The organism is Pseudarthrobacter woesei, assembly GCF_055412745.1.
This window is the reverse complement of the sequence record NZ_JBVAYU010000003.1, coordinates 1-15,373: the sequence shown is the minus strand read 5'-3', so window position 1 is coordinate 15,373 and position 15,373 is coordinate 1. Positions and strand designations below refer to the sequence as shown.

Genomic DNA, 15,373 nt, shown 5'->3' with positions numbered 1-15,373 from the left:
CTGCCGGTGATGCGTCGGCGGTCATTCGGTCACCTGCTTTCCGCGGGCGCAAAGCGGGCAGACCTCGGGCAGCCGGCAGCCGTGGCCGCCCTGGCCGCCCTTGGAAGGGTCGTGGCGGGCCTCGAAGGTACTCCCGGACATGACCCGGGCAGCGTCGCCCACCATCTCAAGCGCCCAGTTGTCCGCCGGATCCAGCGGTTTCTGGGCTTGGACCCCGGGGCTCTTGGTGGTAGTGCCGAGCTGCGCCAGGACGGCGCCGCCCGGAAGCGGGGGCGGGCCGTCGTCGGGGCCGGCAAATCCTCCGGCGAGCACGGCCGCCTGGTACGCGCCCAGCTGGGGATGCCGCTCGAGATCGGCCTTGCCCGGCTGGCGTTTGCCGGTCTTGAGGTCCACAACCACCAGCCGGCCCTCGGCGTCGATCTCCAGCCGGTCGACCTGCCCGCGCAGCACCGCTGGGCGGGCAGGCCAGGGCTCGCCGCCGGCGCCGGTACCGGCTTCGCCGGTGCTACCGGCAGTTGCCGCTACGTCAGGGAGCTTGACTTCGAAGTCCTGCTCGACGCCGGCCAGGGACCGGCCCTCGCTGCGCATGAGCAGCACGTACTGGGCCAGCTTCCGGACCATGGATTCGGCGCGCTGGAAGTCCAGCTTGCCTTCCCAGTTGTCCTTCATCCCGAGCGCGGGCCAGCGGCGGACGAGTTCGGCGACGTATTCGCCGCCCGAGGCATCCGGGAGGTCCTGCGCGATGGCGTGTACAAGGGTGCCGAGGCTGCGGGCAAAGTCGGTTGCCGCCTCTCCGCCGGCGGCCTGGACGAACCAGTCGAGCGGCGATTTCTGCACCGTTTCAACCTTCGACGGCGAGACGTAGACGGTGCTCCCCGGCGGGACCACGGGCTCTTCGGAGGACAGCGGCGCAAGGCCCCACCAGTCGGCCGGGTGCGATCCCGGCACGTGCGGTTCCGCAGCTGCGAGGGCGCCGAGTACGGCGGTTGCTTCCAGGGCTTCGGGCGCATCCAGCTGGGCGTACTGGCGCAGTTCGGCCACGAGGGCGCGCAGGGTCAGCGGCCGTTCCACCGGGGTGAAACCGCGCCGGTCCTGGTCCGGGTCCAAGGGTGCCACATAGTCGAGGAAAGAGGAGGGCTGTTCGTCCTCCGAGGAGACGGCGGTGCAGATCAGCACCTGCCGGGCCCGGGACACCGCGGTGGAAAAGCTGCGCAGCTCGTCATAGCGGATTTCGCGCAGCCGGCTGAGCGGATCCAGCTGCAGGGCATACTCCACCCCGTGCTCGACGGCGTCCGCGAACAGGGTGCTGCCGAGCAGCTCGCCGCGGAGCCTGGTGTTGGGCCACACGCCTTCCTGCAGCCCGGGGACGATCACGACCGGCCATTCCCGCCCGGCGGCGCTGGCCGGGGTCATGAGTTCCACGGCTTCCTCCAGCTGTGCCCTCGCGGCCAGGGTGTCCATCGGGAGCTCTTGGCTGAGCAGGTACTCCAGGAACTGTTCAGGCCCGGAACCGGGCAGCTGGTCCACATAGCGTTCGGCGGTGTGGAAGAGGGCCATCATGGCATCGAGGTCCCGGTCTGCGCGGGCGCCGGCCGCTCCCCCGGCCAGCGCCGCCTCGGTCCAGCGCGGGGCGAGGCCGGTAGAGTTCCACAGCGCCCACAGCACCGTTTCGGCGTTCCCGCCCGGCGCCTCCGCGGCTTCCCGGCCGGCCTGGATCATCCGGGCCACCCGGCGTGCGGAGTGGCCCTCGATGCCGATCGTGGCCAGGGCACCGGGCTCCAGCAGCGCCTCGACGAGGAGCACGTCACTGGTGCGCCCGCCGCCGCCCAGGATGTCCTCACGGCGCAGTGACTGGCGCAGCCTGCGCAGTTCGATCGAGGTGGCTCCGCCAACCCGGGAGGTCAGCAGGGAGACAGCAGCCTCGGCCGTGAGCATGGCAGGGTCCAGGGCAACCGTGTAGGCGTCCAGCAGCGGCCGCACGGCGACTTCATCGCGGACGGCTGATTCGGCCACCGGAATCCGGACCGGAATGCCCTGGCCGGCGAGGTAGCGCTGCAGCTGGCTGAGCTGGCCGCCGTTGCGGACGATGACGGCGATGTCGCTGAGTTCGCGGCCGTCGTTGAGCTGGGCTTCCAGGATCCGCTGCGCCACGTAGCGCAGTTCGTGCACCGGCGACGGCAGCAGGTGCGCCTCAACGCAGCCCGCGGAGGAGCCGCCGTCGGGACGTGCTGCCGCAGGATCTGCCGGCTGTTCAGGCGGTGCCGGCTGTTCGAGCCGCCGCGCGGACTGCCCGCCGGCGCGTCGGGAGATGCGCCCGGCCACCGAGAGCCAGGCCTCGGCCACGGCGGGGGTGTGGCGGTGGGCGGTCCAGAGCGGCCGCTCCAGGACGGTGCCGGCGGCGTGTGCCAGCAGGCGGGGCAGTTCGGCCACGAGGTCCGGGCGGGCGCCGCGGAATCCCTGGACGACGGTGTCCGGGGATGCGGTGACGATGGCGTCCTTGCCGGCGGCGATGTCCGCGAGCAGTTCGAAGATGGCGGGGTTGGCTTCCTGGATGTCGTCCACCAGCACCAGCTGGAGCCGCTCCCGCTCGGCGGCGAGGAAATCCGGCGCGTCCTGGAAGATCTGGCGCGCGGCGGTGATGATGCCGGCCGGGTCGAAGGCTTCGGGCATCCGCAGGTCCAGGACGTCGCGGTATTCGGCATACAGCGCCGCCGCGGCGACCCAGTCCGGCCGGTGGCAGCGCCCCGCGAGGACAACAAGGTCGTCGGCGGTGCGGCCCGATTCAATGATCCGGTCGAAGAGCTGGCGGACTTCCTGCCGGAAGCCGCGGGTCTGCAGGGCTGCCCCCAGGTCCAAGGGCCAGGGCAGCTCCAGCCCCGGCTGCGCGTGCCCTTCAAGCAGTTCCTTGATGATGAGGTCCTGCTCCGGGCCGGAGAGGAGCTTCGGCGGACGCGGCAGCGGCAGGATGCCTTCCGCCTTGGCGCGCCGGATCAAATCGAAGGCGTACGACGCCCAGGTGCGGGCCGGCGTCGTACTCAGACTCCGGTCCAGCCGTGCGGTGAAGCGGTCCCGGAGTGAATCGGCGGCAAGCCGCCCGGGCGCCAGGATGAGCATTCGTTCCGGGTCCAGGCCGTCCCGCTGCGCGCGGCGGACGGCGGCCTCGACCAGTACCGTCGATTTGCCCGTGCCCGGTGCCCCGGGGACAAGGACGGGGCCGGAACCGTGCGGGACGTCGACGGCGGCAAACTGGTCGGCCGAGAGCACGGGGACTGCGCTGTGCTGCTTGCGCGGCGGCAGCAGGCGAAGGGATGAACCGGATGTGCCGGATCTGCCGCCACGGAATGCGCCCTTTGTAAGCAGTGCGGTCCCGGGCGATTTAGGCTGCGGCGAATCAGGGGTTTGGCTGGGGATGCTCACACAGTCATTTCATCATCAGGGGCCGACAGTTTATGCGAGGATCGCCCCAGTCGCTCGGCAATGGCGTCAATTCGGTCGAAGTCGCCATCGGACGGGGCCCATCGCGCGGCCATGATGTCCACCCGCCAGCGCCCCTCTCCGCTGCGGAGGTATTCCGCATAACTTCCCAGCAGCGGCGTGCCTTCCAGGATGTACAGGGTGAGCGCCTCGCGCTCGTGGCCGGGAGGCGCGTCACCGCTGGCCTTGAGAACCCGCCACCACGGGACCATGCTGCCGTGATGGCTCATCACCGAACCCACCTGCCGGGCCCCGCCGGACCCGAGGAGTTCGGCGACGTCGCCGTAGGCCACGGCTGCGCCGGCGGGGATGAGTGCCACAAGTTCCAGCACCGCCTCCACATACTCCATCCGCATGACGCAAGCCTAGCGGCCGGGGGCATCGGAGCGGGCGGCCGCCCTGCCGGCACGGCCCCTCCGGCCGCTAGGCGCGGGCGATGACATGCCGGGCCGCTATGCCGGGCCGGGGCGCGGGGTGGTGGCGCAATACCGTCGGTGGCAGCAGGTAGCGTTGAAGCATGAGCACCTGGAACACCCTCCCCCGCGCAGCCTTCGACCTTGAAACCACCGGCCGGAACTCCCGATCAGCGAGAATCGTCACAGCATCGGTCACCGTGGTGGACTCCGACGGCGGAATTATCAAGGAGCACGAATGGCTCGCGGACCCGGGCGTGGAGATCCCGACGGAAGCCAGCGACATCCACGGCGTCACCACCGAGCAGGCACGCCGCGAAGGCCGTCCCGCCGCGGAGGTGACGCGGGAAGTTGCCGCCGTGCTCCAGGAGTTGTTCGACACCGGTGTCCCGGTCATCGCCTTCAACGCCAGCTACGACTTCACCGTGCTCGCCGCCGAATCGGCCCGCTACGGGGTTCCCCAGCTGAGCCGTTTCCCGGTCCTGGACCCGTACATCATGAACAAGCAGGTGGACCGCTACCGCAAGGGCAAGCGCACACTCACCGCCCTCTGCGAGGAGTATGGCGTCAACCTGGACAACGCACACACCTCGGCGGCCGACGCGCTGGCCACCCTGCGGATGCTCGACGCCATGGCCGGGAAGTTCCCCAAGCTGCGGATGCCGGCCAGCCACCTGCACCAGCTCCAGATTGAGTGGGCCTCCTCGCAGGCCGCCGATTTCCAGACGTACCTGCGCAAGACCAAGCCCGCCGCCGTCATCGAAGGCGAGTGGCCGGTACTGCCGCCCGAGGACGCCAGCCGCGGCGAGTTCTAGGGCTCCAGGACTTCTTAAAACGAAACGTTCGAGCGCGGGCCCACGATTGCTAGACGCCTGAAGCCCGCAACACCAGCGATTGCGACCGAACTCACACACCCCCGAGCCTCAAGCCACCGCCCCCGGCCACGCCAATCATTCCGCTGGACCCGTCCCGCGTTGCCCAGATCACTGCCGATCACGCGAACGTGTGAAGAACATTCGGTGACATCAGTAATCGACCTGTACTAATTCGGATTCAATGGGCCCCCGAGTCAGGTGACACACTTATATTTCGCGGATTGCCTGCCCAAACGGGTACCCAAGCCCGCAAGCCGGGGACCGTTCCGTGGTCCCCGCGATCCCTGAACTTCCGATGAAAGTGATTTGCGTGATGAAATCCAAAGCGATGAAGTGGCTGACTACCGTTCCTGTGGCGATTGCCGTTGCCGTCTCCCTGGCGGCGTGCGGCGGCGGAACAGCCGCGCCGAGCGGAACGCCCAGCGACGCCCTCGCCGGGAGCGACCAGACGTCCCTGGACAAGTACACGACCAAAGACGTCACTCCCCTGGACAAGATCGATAAGTCCAAGCTGGGCCTCCTGAGCGATGGAACCCTGACAGTCGGAACGCTCTCGGACGCACCGCCGAACATCTTCATCGACAAGTCCGGCAAGTTCACCGGCTACGACAACGAGCTCCTGCGCGCGGTCGCTGCAAAGCTGGACCTCAAGGTCGAGTTCAAGGCGACCGGCTTCGCGTCCCTGCTCTCCCAGGTCCAGAACAAGCAGTTCGACCTTGGATCCTCCTCGATCTCCACTACGGACGCGCGCCGCAAGACCGTGGGCTTCACCAACGGCTACGACTTCGGCTACATGGCCGTTGTCGCCAAGAAGGACGACAAGGTCAAGGGCTTCAAAGACCTGACCAAGGACACCCGCATTGCCGTGGTCCAGGGCACCGTGCAGGACGACTACGTCACGAACACCCTCCAGATCGAGCCCGTCCGCTTCGAGGACTACAACACCGCCTACGCCAACCTGAAGAACGGCCAGGTGGACGCATGGGTCGCCCCGTCCCAGCAGGCCACCGGCCAGGTCAAGGACGGCGATGGCACGGTCATCGCCGAGTCGGTTGTGAACACCCAGAACTTCACCTCATATGCAGTGAACTCGGAAAACCAGCCGCTCATCGATGCCCTCAACTCCGGCCTGGACGCCGTGATCGCCGACGGCACCTGGTCCAAGCTGACCAAGGAATGGTACCCGGACCGCGAGACCCCGGCCACTTGGTCCCCGGGTTCCAAGGCCGTCACCGTCCCGAAGCCCTAGTCCATGGATGCCCTCGATCAACTCGTAAAGACCTTCTTTGACTGGGAGGCGATGGCAGCTGTCGTACCGAACATGCTTACGGTCGGCCTGCCGAACACCCTGATCCTGGCGGTTTCCTCGGGCGTGCTCGGGTGCATCCTGGGCATGATTCTGGCCATCATGGGCACGTCCCGCAACAGTGCGCTCCGTTGGCTGTCCAGGATCTACACGGATATCTTCCGCGGGGTGCCCGCGATCGTGGTCATCCTGCTCATCGGGATCGGGCTCGGACCCGTGATCAGGCAACTGACCGGTTCAACAAACCCGTTCCCGCTCGGAATCCTGGCACTGACACTCATGGCGTCGGCCTATATCGGCGAGATCTTCCGCTCGGGCATCCAGAGCGTGGAGAAGGGCCAGCTGGAGGCGTCCCGGGCACTGGGATTCAGCTACGGCTCCTCCATGCGCCTCGTGGTGATCCCGCAGGGCATCCGCCGAGTGCTCCCGGCCCTGGTCAACCAGTTCATTTCGCTCATTAAGGATTCGTCCCTGATCTACCTGCTGGGCCTGCTGGCCAGCCAGCGTGAAATCTTCCGGATCGGCAACGACGCAGCGGCCAACACAGGGAATCTTTCCCCACTGATCGCCGCCGCTGCGATGTACCTCATACTGACCGTTCCACTCACCCATCTGGTCAATTACATCGATAACCGGCTGCGCACCGGCCGTCCGGAGAAGCCCCAGCCGGACGACGCCGCGGCCCTGATCGGGAAGGGAGCACAGCCATGAGTGAATTCGCCTCCGGCTCGCTGACCGGCAAGAACCTGCACCTGTCCTTCGGCACAAACCACGTTCTCCGCGGCATCGACCTGCACGTCGAGAAGGGCACCACCGCGTCGGTGATCGGCCCCTCCGGGTCCGGTAAGTCGACCCTGCTCCGGGTGATGAACCGCCTGATCGAGCCCGACCAGGGCGACATCCTGCTGGATGGCCGCTCCGTCCTGAAGGACAACCCGGATGAGCTGCGCCAGCGGATCGGGATGGTGTTCCAGCAGTTCAACCTGTTCCCGCATAAAACCGTGGTGGACAACGTCTCGCTCGCGCTGCGCAAGCTCCGCAAGCTGCCGGCTGAACAGGCACGGGTCCAAGCCCTCGAGCAGTTGGACCTGGTCGGGCTCAAGCACAAGGCGGACGCCCGCCCGGCAAACCTCTCCGGCGGGCAGCAGCAGCGCGTGGCGATCGCCCGTGCGCTGGCCATGAAGCCCGAAGTGATGTTCTTCGACGAGGCCACCTCCGCCCTCGACCCGGAGCTCGTCAAAGGTGTCCTGGCGCTCATGGCCGACCTCGCCAAGGGCGGCATGACCATGGTGGTGGTGACCCACGAGATGGGGTTCTGCCGAAACGTCTCGGACACCGTCACCTTCATGGATGCCGGCGTCGTGGTGGAGTCCGGTCCGCCGGAGCAGCTCTTCACGAACGCGCAGACCGAACGGTTGCAGGGCTTCCTCTCTGACGTCCTGTAACACCGCAGGGCTGCAGCTTAAACTTTGGGCACCCGCCGCGGCGGGTGCCCATTGTATTCTAAGGACGACGTCGGAACAGGCGCAGCCTCCGGGGACTACGCCTTCGCGGCAGCCGCCGCCTTCGCCGCGGCGGGCAGGGCGTCGAAGATCCGGTTCATCGCGGCGTCGTCGTGCGCGGCGGACAGGAACCAGGCTTCGAAGACCGACGGCGGCAGGTACACCCCGGAATCCAGCATGGAGTGGAAGAACGGCGCGTAGCGGAAGACTTCCTGGCCCTGGGCGTCGTCGTAGTTGTGCACGCCGCGGGCGGAGGTGCCGAACGCTACCGAGAACAGGTTCCCGGCGCGCTGGATCGAATGGTCGACGCCGGCCGTCTCCAGCGCCGACGACAGCGCCGCAGAGAGCTCCAGTGAGCGGGCATCCACGAAGGAGTAAACCTCCGGGGTGGCGTGGGTCAGGGTCGCGACGCCGGCGGCCATGGCCACCGGATTGCCGGACAGCGTGCCGGCCTGGTAGACCGGGCCCAGCGGGGCGAGGTGGTCCATAACGTCGGCACGTCCGCCGAGGGCCGCCGTCGGCATCCCGCCGCCGATGACCTTGCCGAAGGTCAGCAGGTCCGGGGTCCAGGGCTGGGCCGTGTCAGCCGCACCGCCGGTCAGCCCCCAATAGCCGGAGTAGCCGGTCCGGAAGCCGGTGAGGACCTCGTCGAGAATCAACAGGGAACCGTGTTCGCGCGTGATCCGGGACAGGCCGGCGTTGAAGCCCTCGCCGGGGGTGACCACGCCCATGTTCGCGGGCGCGGCCTCGGTGATGACGGCGGCGATGTTCGCACCGTGTGTGGCGAAGGCCGCTTCGACGGCGGCCAGGTCGTTGTAGGGCAGCACGAGGGTCTCGGCGGCGGTGGCCGCGGTGACGCCGGCGGAGCCGGGCAGGGCCAGGGTGGCCAGGCCGGACCCGGCGGCGGCAAGGAGGCTGTCGAGGTGGCCGTGGTAGCAGCCGGCGAACTTGACGATGAGGTCGCGGCCGGTGAAGCCGCGGGCCAGCCGGACGGCCGTCATGGTCGCCTCCGTGCCGGTGGACACCATCCGGACCCGCTCGGCGGCGGGGACTCGGTCCTTGACGATTGCCGCGAGGTTGGACTCGTCCGGCGTCGAGGCGCCGAAGGACAGTCCGCGGTCGACGGCGGCGTGCACGGCCGCGAGGACTGCCGGGTGTGCATGTCCCAGCAGCGCCGGGCCCCAGGAGCAGACCAGGTCCACGTACTCGGCGCCGTCGGCGTCGGTGAGGTAGGGGCCCCTGGCGGAGACCATAAACCGCGGCGTCCCGCCGACGGAGCCGAACGCGCGGACCGGCGAGTTGACGCCGCCCGGCATCAGTTGGCGGGCGCGGTCGAAGAGTTCCTCGTTGCGAGGGTGGCTGGAAGTCATGGTCCCTATTCTTTCAGTCGCGTTCAATGGAGTGGCGCAGCCCCGGCCAGCAGGGTGGCCACCCGGGGTGCCACCTCGGTGCCGAACAGCTCGATGGACCGCATCATGGCGGCGTGCGGCAGGGTGCCGTTGCTGTATTTGAGGTCGAAGCGGTCCACGCCGAGGTTCTTCTTGAGCAGCGCGATCTTCGCGGCGACGGTGTCCGGCGAGCCAACATAGAGAGCGCCCTCCGGCGTGCACATGGCGTCGAACTCGGCGCGGCTCCCCGGACCCCAGCCGCGCTCGGCGCCGATCCGGTTGCGCTGGCCGAGCCAGTGCGGGAAGAGCTCTTCCCGTGCTTCCTCGTCGGTGGCGGCAACGTGGCCCGGTGAATGGGTGGCCATCTGCTGCATCGGGTGGCCGTACTTGACCATGGCCTCGCGGTACAGGTCCGCGAGCGGCGCAAACGACCGCGGCTGGCCGCCGATAATGGCGAAAATGATCGGATAGCCGTATTCCGCGCAGCGCAGCACCGATTCGGGGGTCCCGCCGACGCCGATCCAGGCCGGCAGCAGGTGGTGCTCCAGCGGCGGGTAGACGCTGAGCCCGTTGAGGGCCGGCCGGGTGCGGCCCTCCCAGCGGATGGGCTCCTGCGCCCGGGCCTTGTCGAAGAGTTCAAGTTTCTCCTCGAACAGGACCTCGTAGTCGGCCAGGTCGAGGCCGAACAGCGGGAAGGATTCCACGAAGGAACCGCGGCCCAGCATGATCTCGGCCCGGCCGTTGGCGATGGCATCCACGGTGGAAAAGCGCTGGAAGACCCGGATGGGGTCATCGGAGCTCAAGACGGTCACGGCCGAGCCGAGCCGGATGTTCCTGGTCCGGGCCGCCGCGGCGGCCAGGAACACCTCGGGGGCAGAGACGGCGAAGTCGCGGCGGTGGTGCTCCCCCACGCCGAAGGCATGAAGCCCCACCTCATCGGCGAGCTCTGCCTGTTCCAGCAGCTGGCGCAGCACCTGCGCATGCGGGACGGGATGCCCGTCGGGGAAGACCCCCACGTCGCCAAAGGTGTTCAGGCCCAGCAGGATGCGGCCCGGGCCCACGGGGGCGGTGGGGCTCGCTGCCTGGCCAGACGCGGTTGACGCGGTCATCAGGACTCCTTCAGCCAGCCGGCGAGCTCGCTCGCCCAGTAGGTCAGGACCATGTTGGCCCCGGCGCGTTTGATGCCCAGGACGGACTCGGTGATCGCGGCGCGGCGGTCGATCCAGCCGTTGGCGGCGGCGGCTTCGATCATCGAGTATTCCCCGGAGATCTGGTACGCCGCGACCGGCACCGGGCTCATGGCCGCGACGTCGGCGAGGATGTCGAGGTAGCTCATGGCGGGCTTCACCATCACGATGTCGGCGCCTTCGGCGAGGTCCAGCTCCACTTCGAGGATCGCTTCGCGGCGGTTCGCCGCGTCCATCTGGTAGGTGCGGCGGTCGCCCTTTAGCTGCGAATCGACGGCCTCGCGGAAGGGTCCGTAGAACGCCGAGGCGTACTTCGCGGCGTACGCGACGACGGCGGTGTTGGTGTGGCCGGCTTCTTCCAGCGCCTGCCGGATCACGGCGACCTGGCCGTCCATCATGCCGGAAGGCCCGAGCATGTGGGCGCCGGCTTCGGCCTGGGCAACGGCCATCCTGCCGTAGATCTCCAGGGTGGCGTCATTGTCCACGTAGCCGTTGGCGTCGAGGACCCCGCAGTGGCCGTGGTCGGTGAATTCGTCAAGGCAGACGTCGCTCATGATCACAAGGTCGTCGCCCACCTCGGCGCGGACGTCCCGGATGGCCTTGTTCAGCACGCCCTCGGGGTCCAGCGACGCGGTGCCGGTGGCGTCTCGGACCGCGGGGATCCCGAACAGCATGATGCCGCCGACTCCGCGTTCGACGGCTTCGGCTGCGGCTCGCTTCAGCGAGTCGGTGGTGTGCTGCTGCACGCCTGGCATCGAGGCAATGGGGTTCGGCTCGGTGAGGCCTTCACGGATGAAGGCGGGCAGGATGAGTTCCGCGGCCGAGAGGCGGTGTTCGGCCGTCAGCCTGCGCATGGCCGGGGTGGTGCGGAGCCGGCGGGGGCGGTGGGTCGGGAAGCTCATTGGGTGTCCTTTGCTGAGTGCGCTGCGGCTGACTGTCGAGGTGGGGACGGTTGGGGATCCAGGGACCGGACGACGGCGGCCACCAGGCCGGAGGCGGTGGGCTCCCCGGCGACGGAGGCAACGGTGAGCCCGAGGGACTCCGCCGCCGCCGCCGTCGAGCGTCCGATGGCGACGAAACGGCAGTCGCCCAGCGGGGCGAGGTCCGCGTGGATGCGGCGCGCGGCGCTGGGCGAGGCGGCGACGACGGCGTGCATCCGGCCGGCGCCGATTTCGGCTTTGGCCTCGGCAGCGGTGAGCACCGCGGCCGCGGCACCGTTCGCAGGATCATGGTGTTGCAGTGCCGGCTGGCTGGCGGGGAGGCCTCGGCGCGGATCGGCCGGGTAGTCCACGGTGTTGTAGGCGGTGACGGCCTGGACTGACGCGCCTCGTGCTTCGAGGCCCCGGCGGAGCCGCGGGTCGGCGATGTCCGCCTGCGGCAGGAGCACGCTGCCCTGGTTTTCGGGCCAGATGTCAAGCAGGCCTGTTCCGGATTGCTGGCCCGTGGGTGCAAGGTCGACGCTGATGCCCCGGGACTCCAGGACACGGCGTGTCGCCGGGCCGATCGTGGCCACCAGGATGCTGCCGGGCAGCCAGGCGCTGAGCGAGGTGCCGCGCTCGGCGGCCTTCGCCTCAAGGGCCTGGACAGTGGTCACGCTGCTGATCACGAGCCAGCTGTAGGCCCCGGCACCCAGGGCATCGAAGGCGACGTCCAGGGAATGCTGGTCGCGGGCCTGCTCAAAGTCGATCAGCGGCAGCAGCAGGGGCTCTGCCCCGACCCCGCGAAGGGCCGAGACGAGCTCCCCCGCGCGGTCCGGGCTGCGGGCAACCAGCACGCGGGCACCGTCGGGCACCCTCATTCCGGGTTTACTGTGCCGTCCCATGAGCTGATGGATTCCGCGGTTCAGGAAGCGGCCAGGTCCGCGATGTCGGCGGCTCCGCGCGCCAGCAGGACCTCGGCCAGCTCGATCCCCAGCAGGGTTGCGCCGACTTCAGTCAGCCCGTCGGTGGCCTTCTTGTCCCGGATTGAGGCGGTGCCGTCGACGGCGCAGACCACGGCCTCGAGGTACAGCATGCTGCCCTTGCGGTATGCGTGGGCGCCCACCGGTGCGGCGCAGCCGGCCTCGAGGCGGGCCAGCAGTGCGCGCTCGGCGGTCACGGCCAGCCGGGTGTCCGGATCGTCGAGGGCGGCCAGGGCCTGCGCCAGCACGCCTTGCGAGCCTTCCGTGGACCCTGCCTTGCGCGGCGCATCGGCGCTGCGGCATTCGATCGCGAGCGAGCCCTGGCCGGCGGCCGGCAGCATAATGTCGGGTTCAAGGTATTCGCTGACGGCGTCGAGCCGGCCGATCCGGTGCAGTCCGGCGGCGGCGAGCACAACGGCGTCGAGGTCGCAGCTCCTGCCGTCAACGACGGCGTCGGTGCCGTTGCCCGGCAGCCCGGGGACGCGGCCAAGGCGGGTGTCCACGTTGCCGCGGATGTCGCGGATGTCCAGGTCCGGGCGGGCAGCGCGCAGCTGGGCCGCGCGTCGCGGGGAGCCGGTGCCGACGGTGGCGCCGGTGGGCAGGTCGGCGAGCTTGAGCCCGTCGCGCGCGCAGAGCACATCGCGGACGTCGACGCGTTTCGGCGTGGCCGCGAGCGTCAGCCCGGGTGCCGCGCCGGTGGGCAGGTCCTTGAGCGAGTGCACTGCGATGTCGCATTTTTCCTGCAGCAGGGCATCGCGCAGGGCGGCGACAAAGACGCCGGTGCCGCCCATCTGGGACAGCGAGCCGGTGAGCACATCACCGTCGGTGCGGATGTGGACCAGCTCTACCGGGAACCCGCCGACAGCGGCCAGCTGGTCCGCGGTCTGCTGGGTCTGGGTGAGCGCCAGTTTGCTGGCGCGGGTGCCGATCCGGACGGTCACGGGGTTTTCCGACCCGCAGCCGGAGCAGGCGTGCCCGCCGCGGAGGCGTCCGCCGGGTAGGGATCGTGGCCGGTGCCGGTGGTCGTATCGGCTCCGGCGATGGTGGGCTTGTCGCCGCGGAAGTTGGCGCAGCAGCCCGGCCGGCAGACGTCGTACCAGGGGCCCAGCGTGGTCAGGTGCGGGCGCTCGGCGATGTTGTTCGTGGCCGTCCGTTCACAGATCAGGTCCACGATGCCGGCGACGAACTTGCGGTGCGTGCCGGGGGTGGGGACGCGGGTCGCGGCGAGCCCGAGCCTGCCGCAGGTTTCCAGCGCCTCGGTGTCGAGGTCCCAGACGACTTCCATGTGGTCGCTGACGAAGCCCAGGGGAACGATCACGATGCCCTTGACACCCTGGCCGGCGAGTTCCTCGATGGCGTCGTTGATATCGGGTTCCAGCCACGGTGTGTGCGGGGCGCCGGAGCGGGACTGGTAGACGAGGGACCACGGAGCGGTGTCGCCGGTCTCGGCCTCCACCCGGCGGATGACCTCGGTGCCGGAAGCGAGGTGCTGGGCGACGTAGGCGGAGTCTGCCTCGAAGTGGCGCGGTTCGCCCTCGGAGCGCCCGGCGGCTTCGGCGTCGCGGGTGGGGATGGAGTGCGTGGCGAACAGGATCTGCACGGGCGCGTCCGGGGTGCCGGCAGCGGCGAGCCGGGCGCGGACGTCGGCGAGGCCCCTGGCGGTGCCTTCGACGAAAGGCTCCACGAATCCGGGGTGGTCGAAGTACTGGCGTACCTTGTCGACTTCGAGCTTCCCGTCCAGGCCGGATTCGGTCAGCGCGATGCCGATGTCCTCGCGGTACTGGCGGCAGCTGGAGTAGCAGGAGTAGGCACTCGTGGTGACCATAAGGACCTTGCGGTGCCCGGCGTCGTGGATGTCCGCGAGCGTCTGCGGGATGTACGGGGCCCAGTTGCGGTTGCCCCAGAACACCGGCAGCTCGATCCCGCGGGCGGCAAGTTCGTTCTCGATGCCGGCCTTCAGCTTGCGGTTCAGCTCGTTGATCGGGCTGATGCCGCCGTTGGCGCGGTAGTGGTGCGAGACCTCTTCGAGCCGCGCGTCCGGGATGCCGCGCCCGCGCGTGACGTTGCGCAGGAACGGGATGACGTCATCCTGGCCTTCGGGTCCGCCGAAGGAGGCGAGGAGCACGGCGTCGTACTCCTTGGGGGCCATCCGGCCCGACTCGGTAGCCTCGTTCACGGAGGTGGCGGCGGCGGTTTCCCGGGACTCCAGGGGGCTCATGCAAGGACCTCGGCAATCTCGGCGGCCGTTACCCGGCGGCCGGTGTAGAACGGAATTTCTTCGCGGACGTGGTGGCGGGCTTCGGTGGAGCGCAGGTGGCGCATCAGGTCCACGAGGTCCACGAGTTCGGGGGCCTCGAGGCCCAGGATCCATTCCCAGTCACCGAGGGCGAAGGAGGAGACGGTGTTGGAGATGACCTGGGGGAAGTCGCGGCCCAGCATGCCGTGGTCCCGGAGCATCGCGCCGCGCTCGGCGTCGGGCAGCAGGTACCACTCGTAGGAGCGGACGAAGGGGTAGACGCACAGCCACTCCGCCGGTTCCACACCGCGGGAGAAGGCCGGTGTGTGGTTCTTGGCGAACTCGGCCTCGCGGTGCACGCCCATGGCGGACCAGGCGATCTCGGTGCCGGCGAACAGCTTGCTGCGGCGGATGTCACGGACCGCCCGCTGGAGCGCTTCGGGCTGGGGCCCGTGCAGCCAGATCATGATATCGGCGTCTGCGCGCAGGGCGGAGACGTCGTAGCTGCCGCGGTGGATCACTCCCGCCCCGGCCAGCCGTGCCGTGAGGGCATCGAACTCCGCGGCAGCATCGACGCTGCGGAGCACGTCGGCGGATCGCTTGAAAACCGTCCAGAGGGTAAAGAACTGCCCGGCTGATTCTTCGCTTGCTGATCCGGTTACTGATCCGGTTTTAGTGACAGATTCGGCAGAAGTGTGGCTCATGGATACCAGTCTGCCTCCTCGCTGAGGCTAAGTCGAAAAACATCACTTCTACAACGCGTAGAAGTGTCCGAGTTCACACTTTTCGGCGGTGGGAGCTCAGACCCGGCGCATCCGCAGGACGACTGCGCCGGCGATCAGGGACAGGGCGACGAGGCTGATGCCCCAGCCGAGCAGGGGCGAGGCTCCCGCCGGCTCCCGCGATGAGGTGGCCTCCAAGGACATACTGCCCGAGCGCGGTGCGGCCGACGGCGGGGCGGAGCCACCCGGCGCGGGCGTCGTCGCGGCCGCGGCGGACGGTGTGCCGGCGGCTTCCGAGGGTGCGTGAGGTCCGGCCGGCGCCTCGCCGGGCGCCTCGGGCGCCGCCGGTGCCTGGGCCTCGACGGCTGCC

General features: G+C 69.1%; 13 protein-coding genes and 1 pseudogene. 4 read left to right on the top strand and 10 right to left on the bottom strand.

Translation table 11 applies throughout. The features are described from left to right. Positions 1 to 21: 21 nt before the first annotated feature. Together ACZYZE_RS05590 and ACZYZE_RS05585 are read right to left on the bottom strand one after the other, a co-directional pair. Positions 22 to 3,360 (bottom strand): ATP-dependent helicase, encoded by a 3,339-nt coding sequence (locus tag ACZYZE_RS05590; protein WP_463907141.1) that lies wholly within the window; start codon positions 3,358 to 3,360, stop codon positions 22 to 24. A gap of 53 nt (positions 3,361 to 3,413) precedes the next feature. Next, entirely contained in the window at positions 3,414 to 3,830 is a 417-nt protein-coding gene (locus ACZYZE_RS05585; RefSeq protein WP_463906719.1) for an MGMT family protein, read from the bottom strand. Between the two features lie 161 nt (positions 3,831 to 3,991). Between ACZYZE_RS05585 and ACZYZE_RS05580 the strand changes: the two genes are divergently transcribed. The 4 genes from ACZYZE_RS05580 (at position 3,992) to ACZYZE_RS05565 (ending at position 7,513) form a co-directional block, all read left to right on the top strand. Beyond that, positions 3,992 to 4,702: a 3'-5' exonuclease gene (locus ACZYZE_RS05580; RefSeq protein ID WP_463906717.1), complete on the top strand. Its 711-nt coding sequence runs from the start codon at positions 3,992 to 3,994 to the stop codon at positions 4,700 to 4,702. A 373-nt stretch (positions 4,703 to 5,075) separates the two neighbouring features. After that, positions 5,076 to 6,011: an ABC transporter substrate-binding protein gene (locus ACZYZE_RS05575; protein WP_463907139.1), complete on the top strand. Its 936-nt coding sequence runs from the start codon at positions 5,076 to 5,078 to the stop codon at positions 6,009 to 6,011. Positions 6,012 to 6,014: 3 nt separating this feature from the next. Beyond that, positions 6,015 to 6,779, top strand: a complete 765-nt coding sequence (locus ACZYZE_RS05570; protein WP_459316892.1) for an amino acid ABC transporter permease — start codon at positions 6,015 to 6,017, stop codon at positions 6,777 to 6,779. Then, the gene (locus tag ACZYZE_RS05565) at positions 6,776 to 7,513 is read left to right on the top strand and encodes an amino acid ABC transporter ATP-binding protein (protein ID WP_463906716.1); all 738 of its coding nucleotides are present in this window, start codon (positions 6,776 to 6,778) and stop codon (positions 7,511 to 7,513) included. The genes ACZYZE_RS05570 and ACZYZE_RS05565 overlap by 4 nt, the downstream gene beginning before the upstream one ends. Before the next feature lie 95 nt (positions 7,514 to 7,608). On the opposite strand, the gene hemL is transcribed toward ACZYZE_RS05565, so the two are convergent. The 8 genes and pseudogenes from hemL to ACZYZE_RS05525 form a co-directional block, all read right to left on the bottom strand. After that, on the bottom strand, positions 7,609 to 8,940 hold the full coding sequence (gene hemL, locus ACZYZE_RS05560; RefSeq protein ID WP_459316894.1) for a glutamate-1-semialdehyde 2,1-aminomutase: 1,332 nt from the start codon (positions 8,938 to 8,940) through the stop codon (positions 7,609 to 7,611). 23 nt (positions 8,941 to 8,963) lie between these two features. Beyond that, on the bottom strand, positions 8,964 to 10,067 hold the full coding sequence (locus ACZYZE_RS05555; protein ID WP_459316895.1) for an LLM class flavin-dependent oxidoreductase: 1,104 nt from the start codon (positions 10,065 to 10,067) through the stop codon (positions 8,964 to 8,966). Further along, positions 10,067 to 11,047 (bottom strand): porphobilinogen synthase, encoded by a 981-nt coding sequence (hemB, locus tag ACZYZE_RS05550; RefSeq protein ID WP_459316896.1) that lies wholly within the window; start codon positions 11,045 to 11,047, stop codon positions 10,067 to 10,069. The genes ACZYZE_RS05555 and hemB overlap by 1 nt, the downstream gene beginning before the upstream one ends. Next, the gene (locus ACZYZE_RS05545) at positions 11,044 to 11,943 is read right to left on the bottom strand and encodes a uroporphyrinogen-III synthase (protein WP_459316897.1); all 900 of its coding nucleotides are present in this window, start codon (positions 11,941 to 11,943) and stop codon (positions 11,044 to 11,046) included. Before ACZYZE_RS05545 ends, hemB begins: the two co-directional genes overlap by 4 nt. Positions 11,944 to 11,987: 44 nt before the next feature. Next, complete coding sequence (gene hemC / locus ACZYZE_RS05540; RefSeq protein ID WP_459316898.1) at positions 11,988 to 12,986, bottom strand: hydroxymethylbilane synthase; 999 nt, start codon at positions 12,984 to 12,986, stop codon at positions 11,988 to 11,990. After that, positions 12,983 to 14,263, bottom strand: coding sequence for a ferrochelatase (locus ACZYZE_RS05535; RefSeq protein WP_459316899.1), 1,281 nt, complete (start codon positions 14,261 to 14,263; stop codon positions 12,983 to 12,985). Before ACZYZE_RS05535 ends, hemC begins: the two co-directional genes overlap by 4 nt. Then, complete coding sequence (gene hemQ / locus ACZYZE_RS05530) at positions 14,260 to 14,985, bottom strand: hydrogen peroxide-dependent heme synthase (RefSeq protein WP_463906714.1); 726 nt, start codon at positions 14,983 to 14,985, stop codon at positions 14,260 to 14,262. The genes ACZYZE_RS05535 and hemQ overlap by 4 nt, the downstream gene beginning before the upstream one ends. Positions 14,986 to 15,081: 96 nt before the next feature. Further along, positions 15,082 to 15,373 (bottom strand): annotated as a pseudogene (locus ACZYZE_RS05525) (hypothetical protein); the annotation flags it as partial.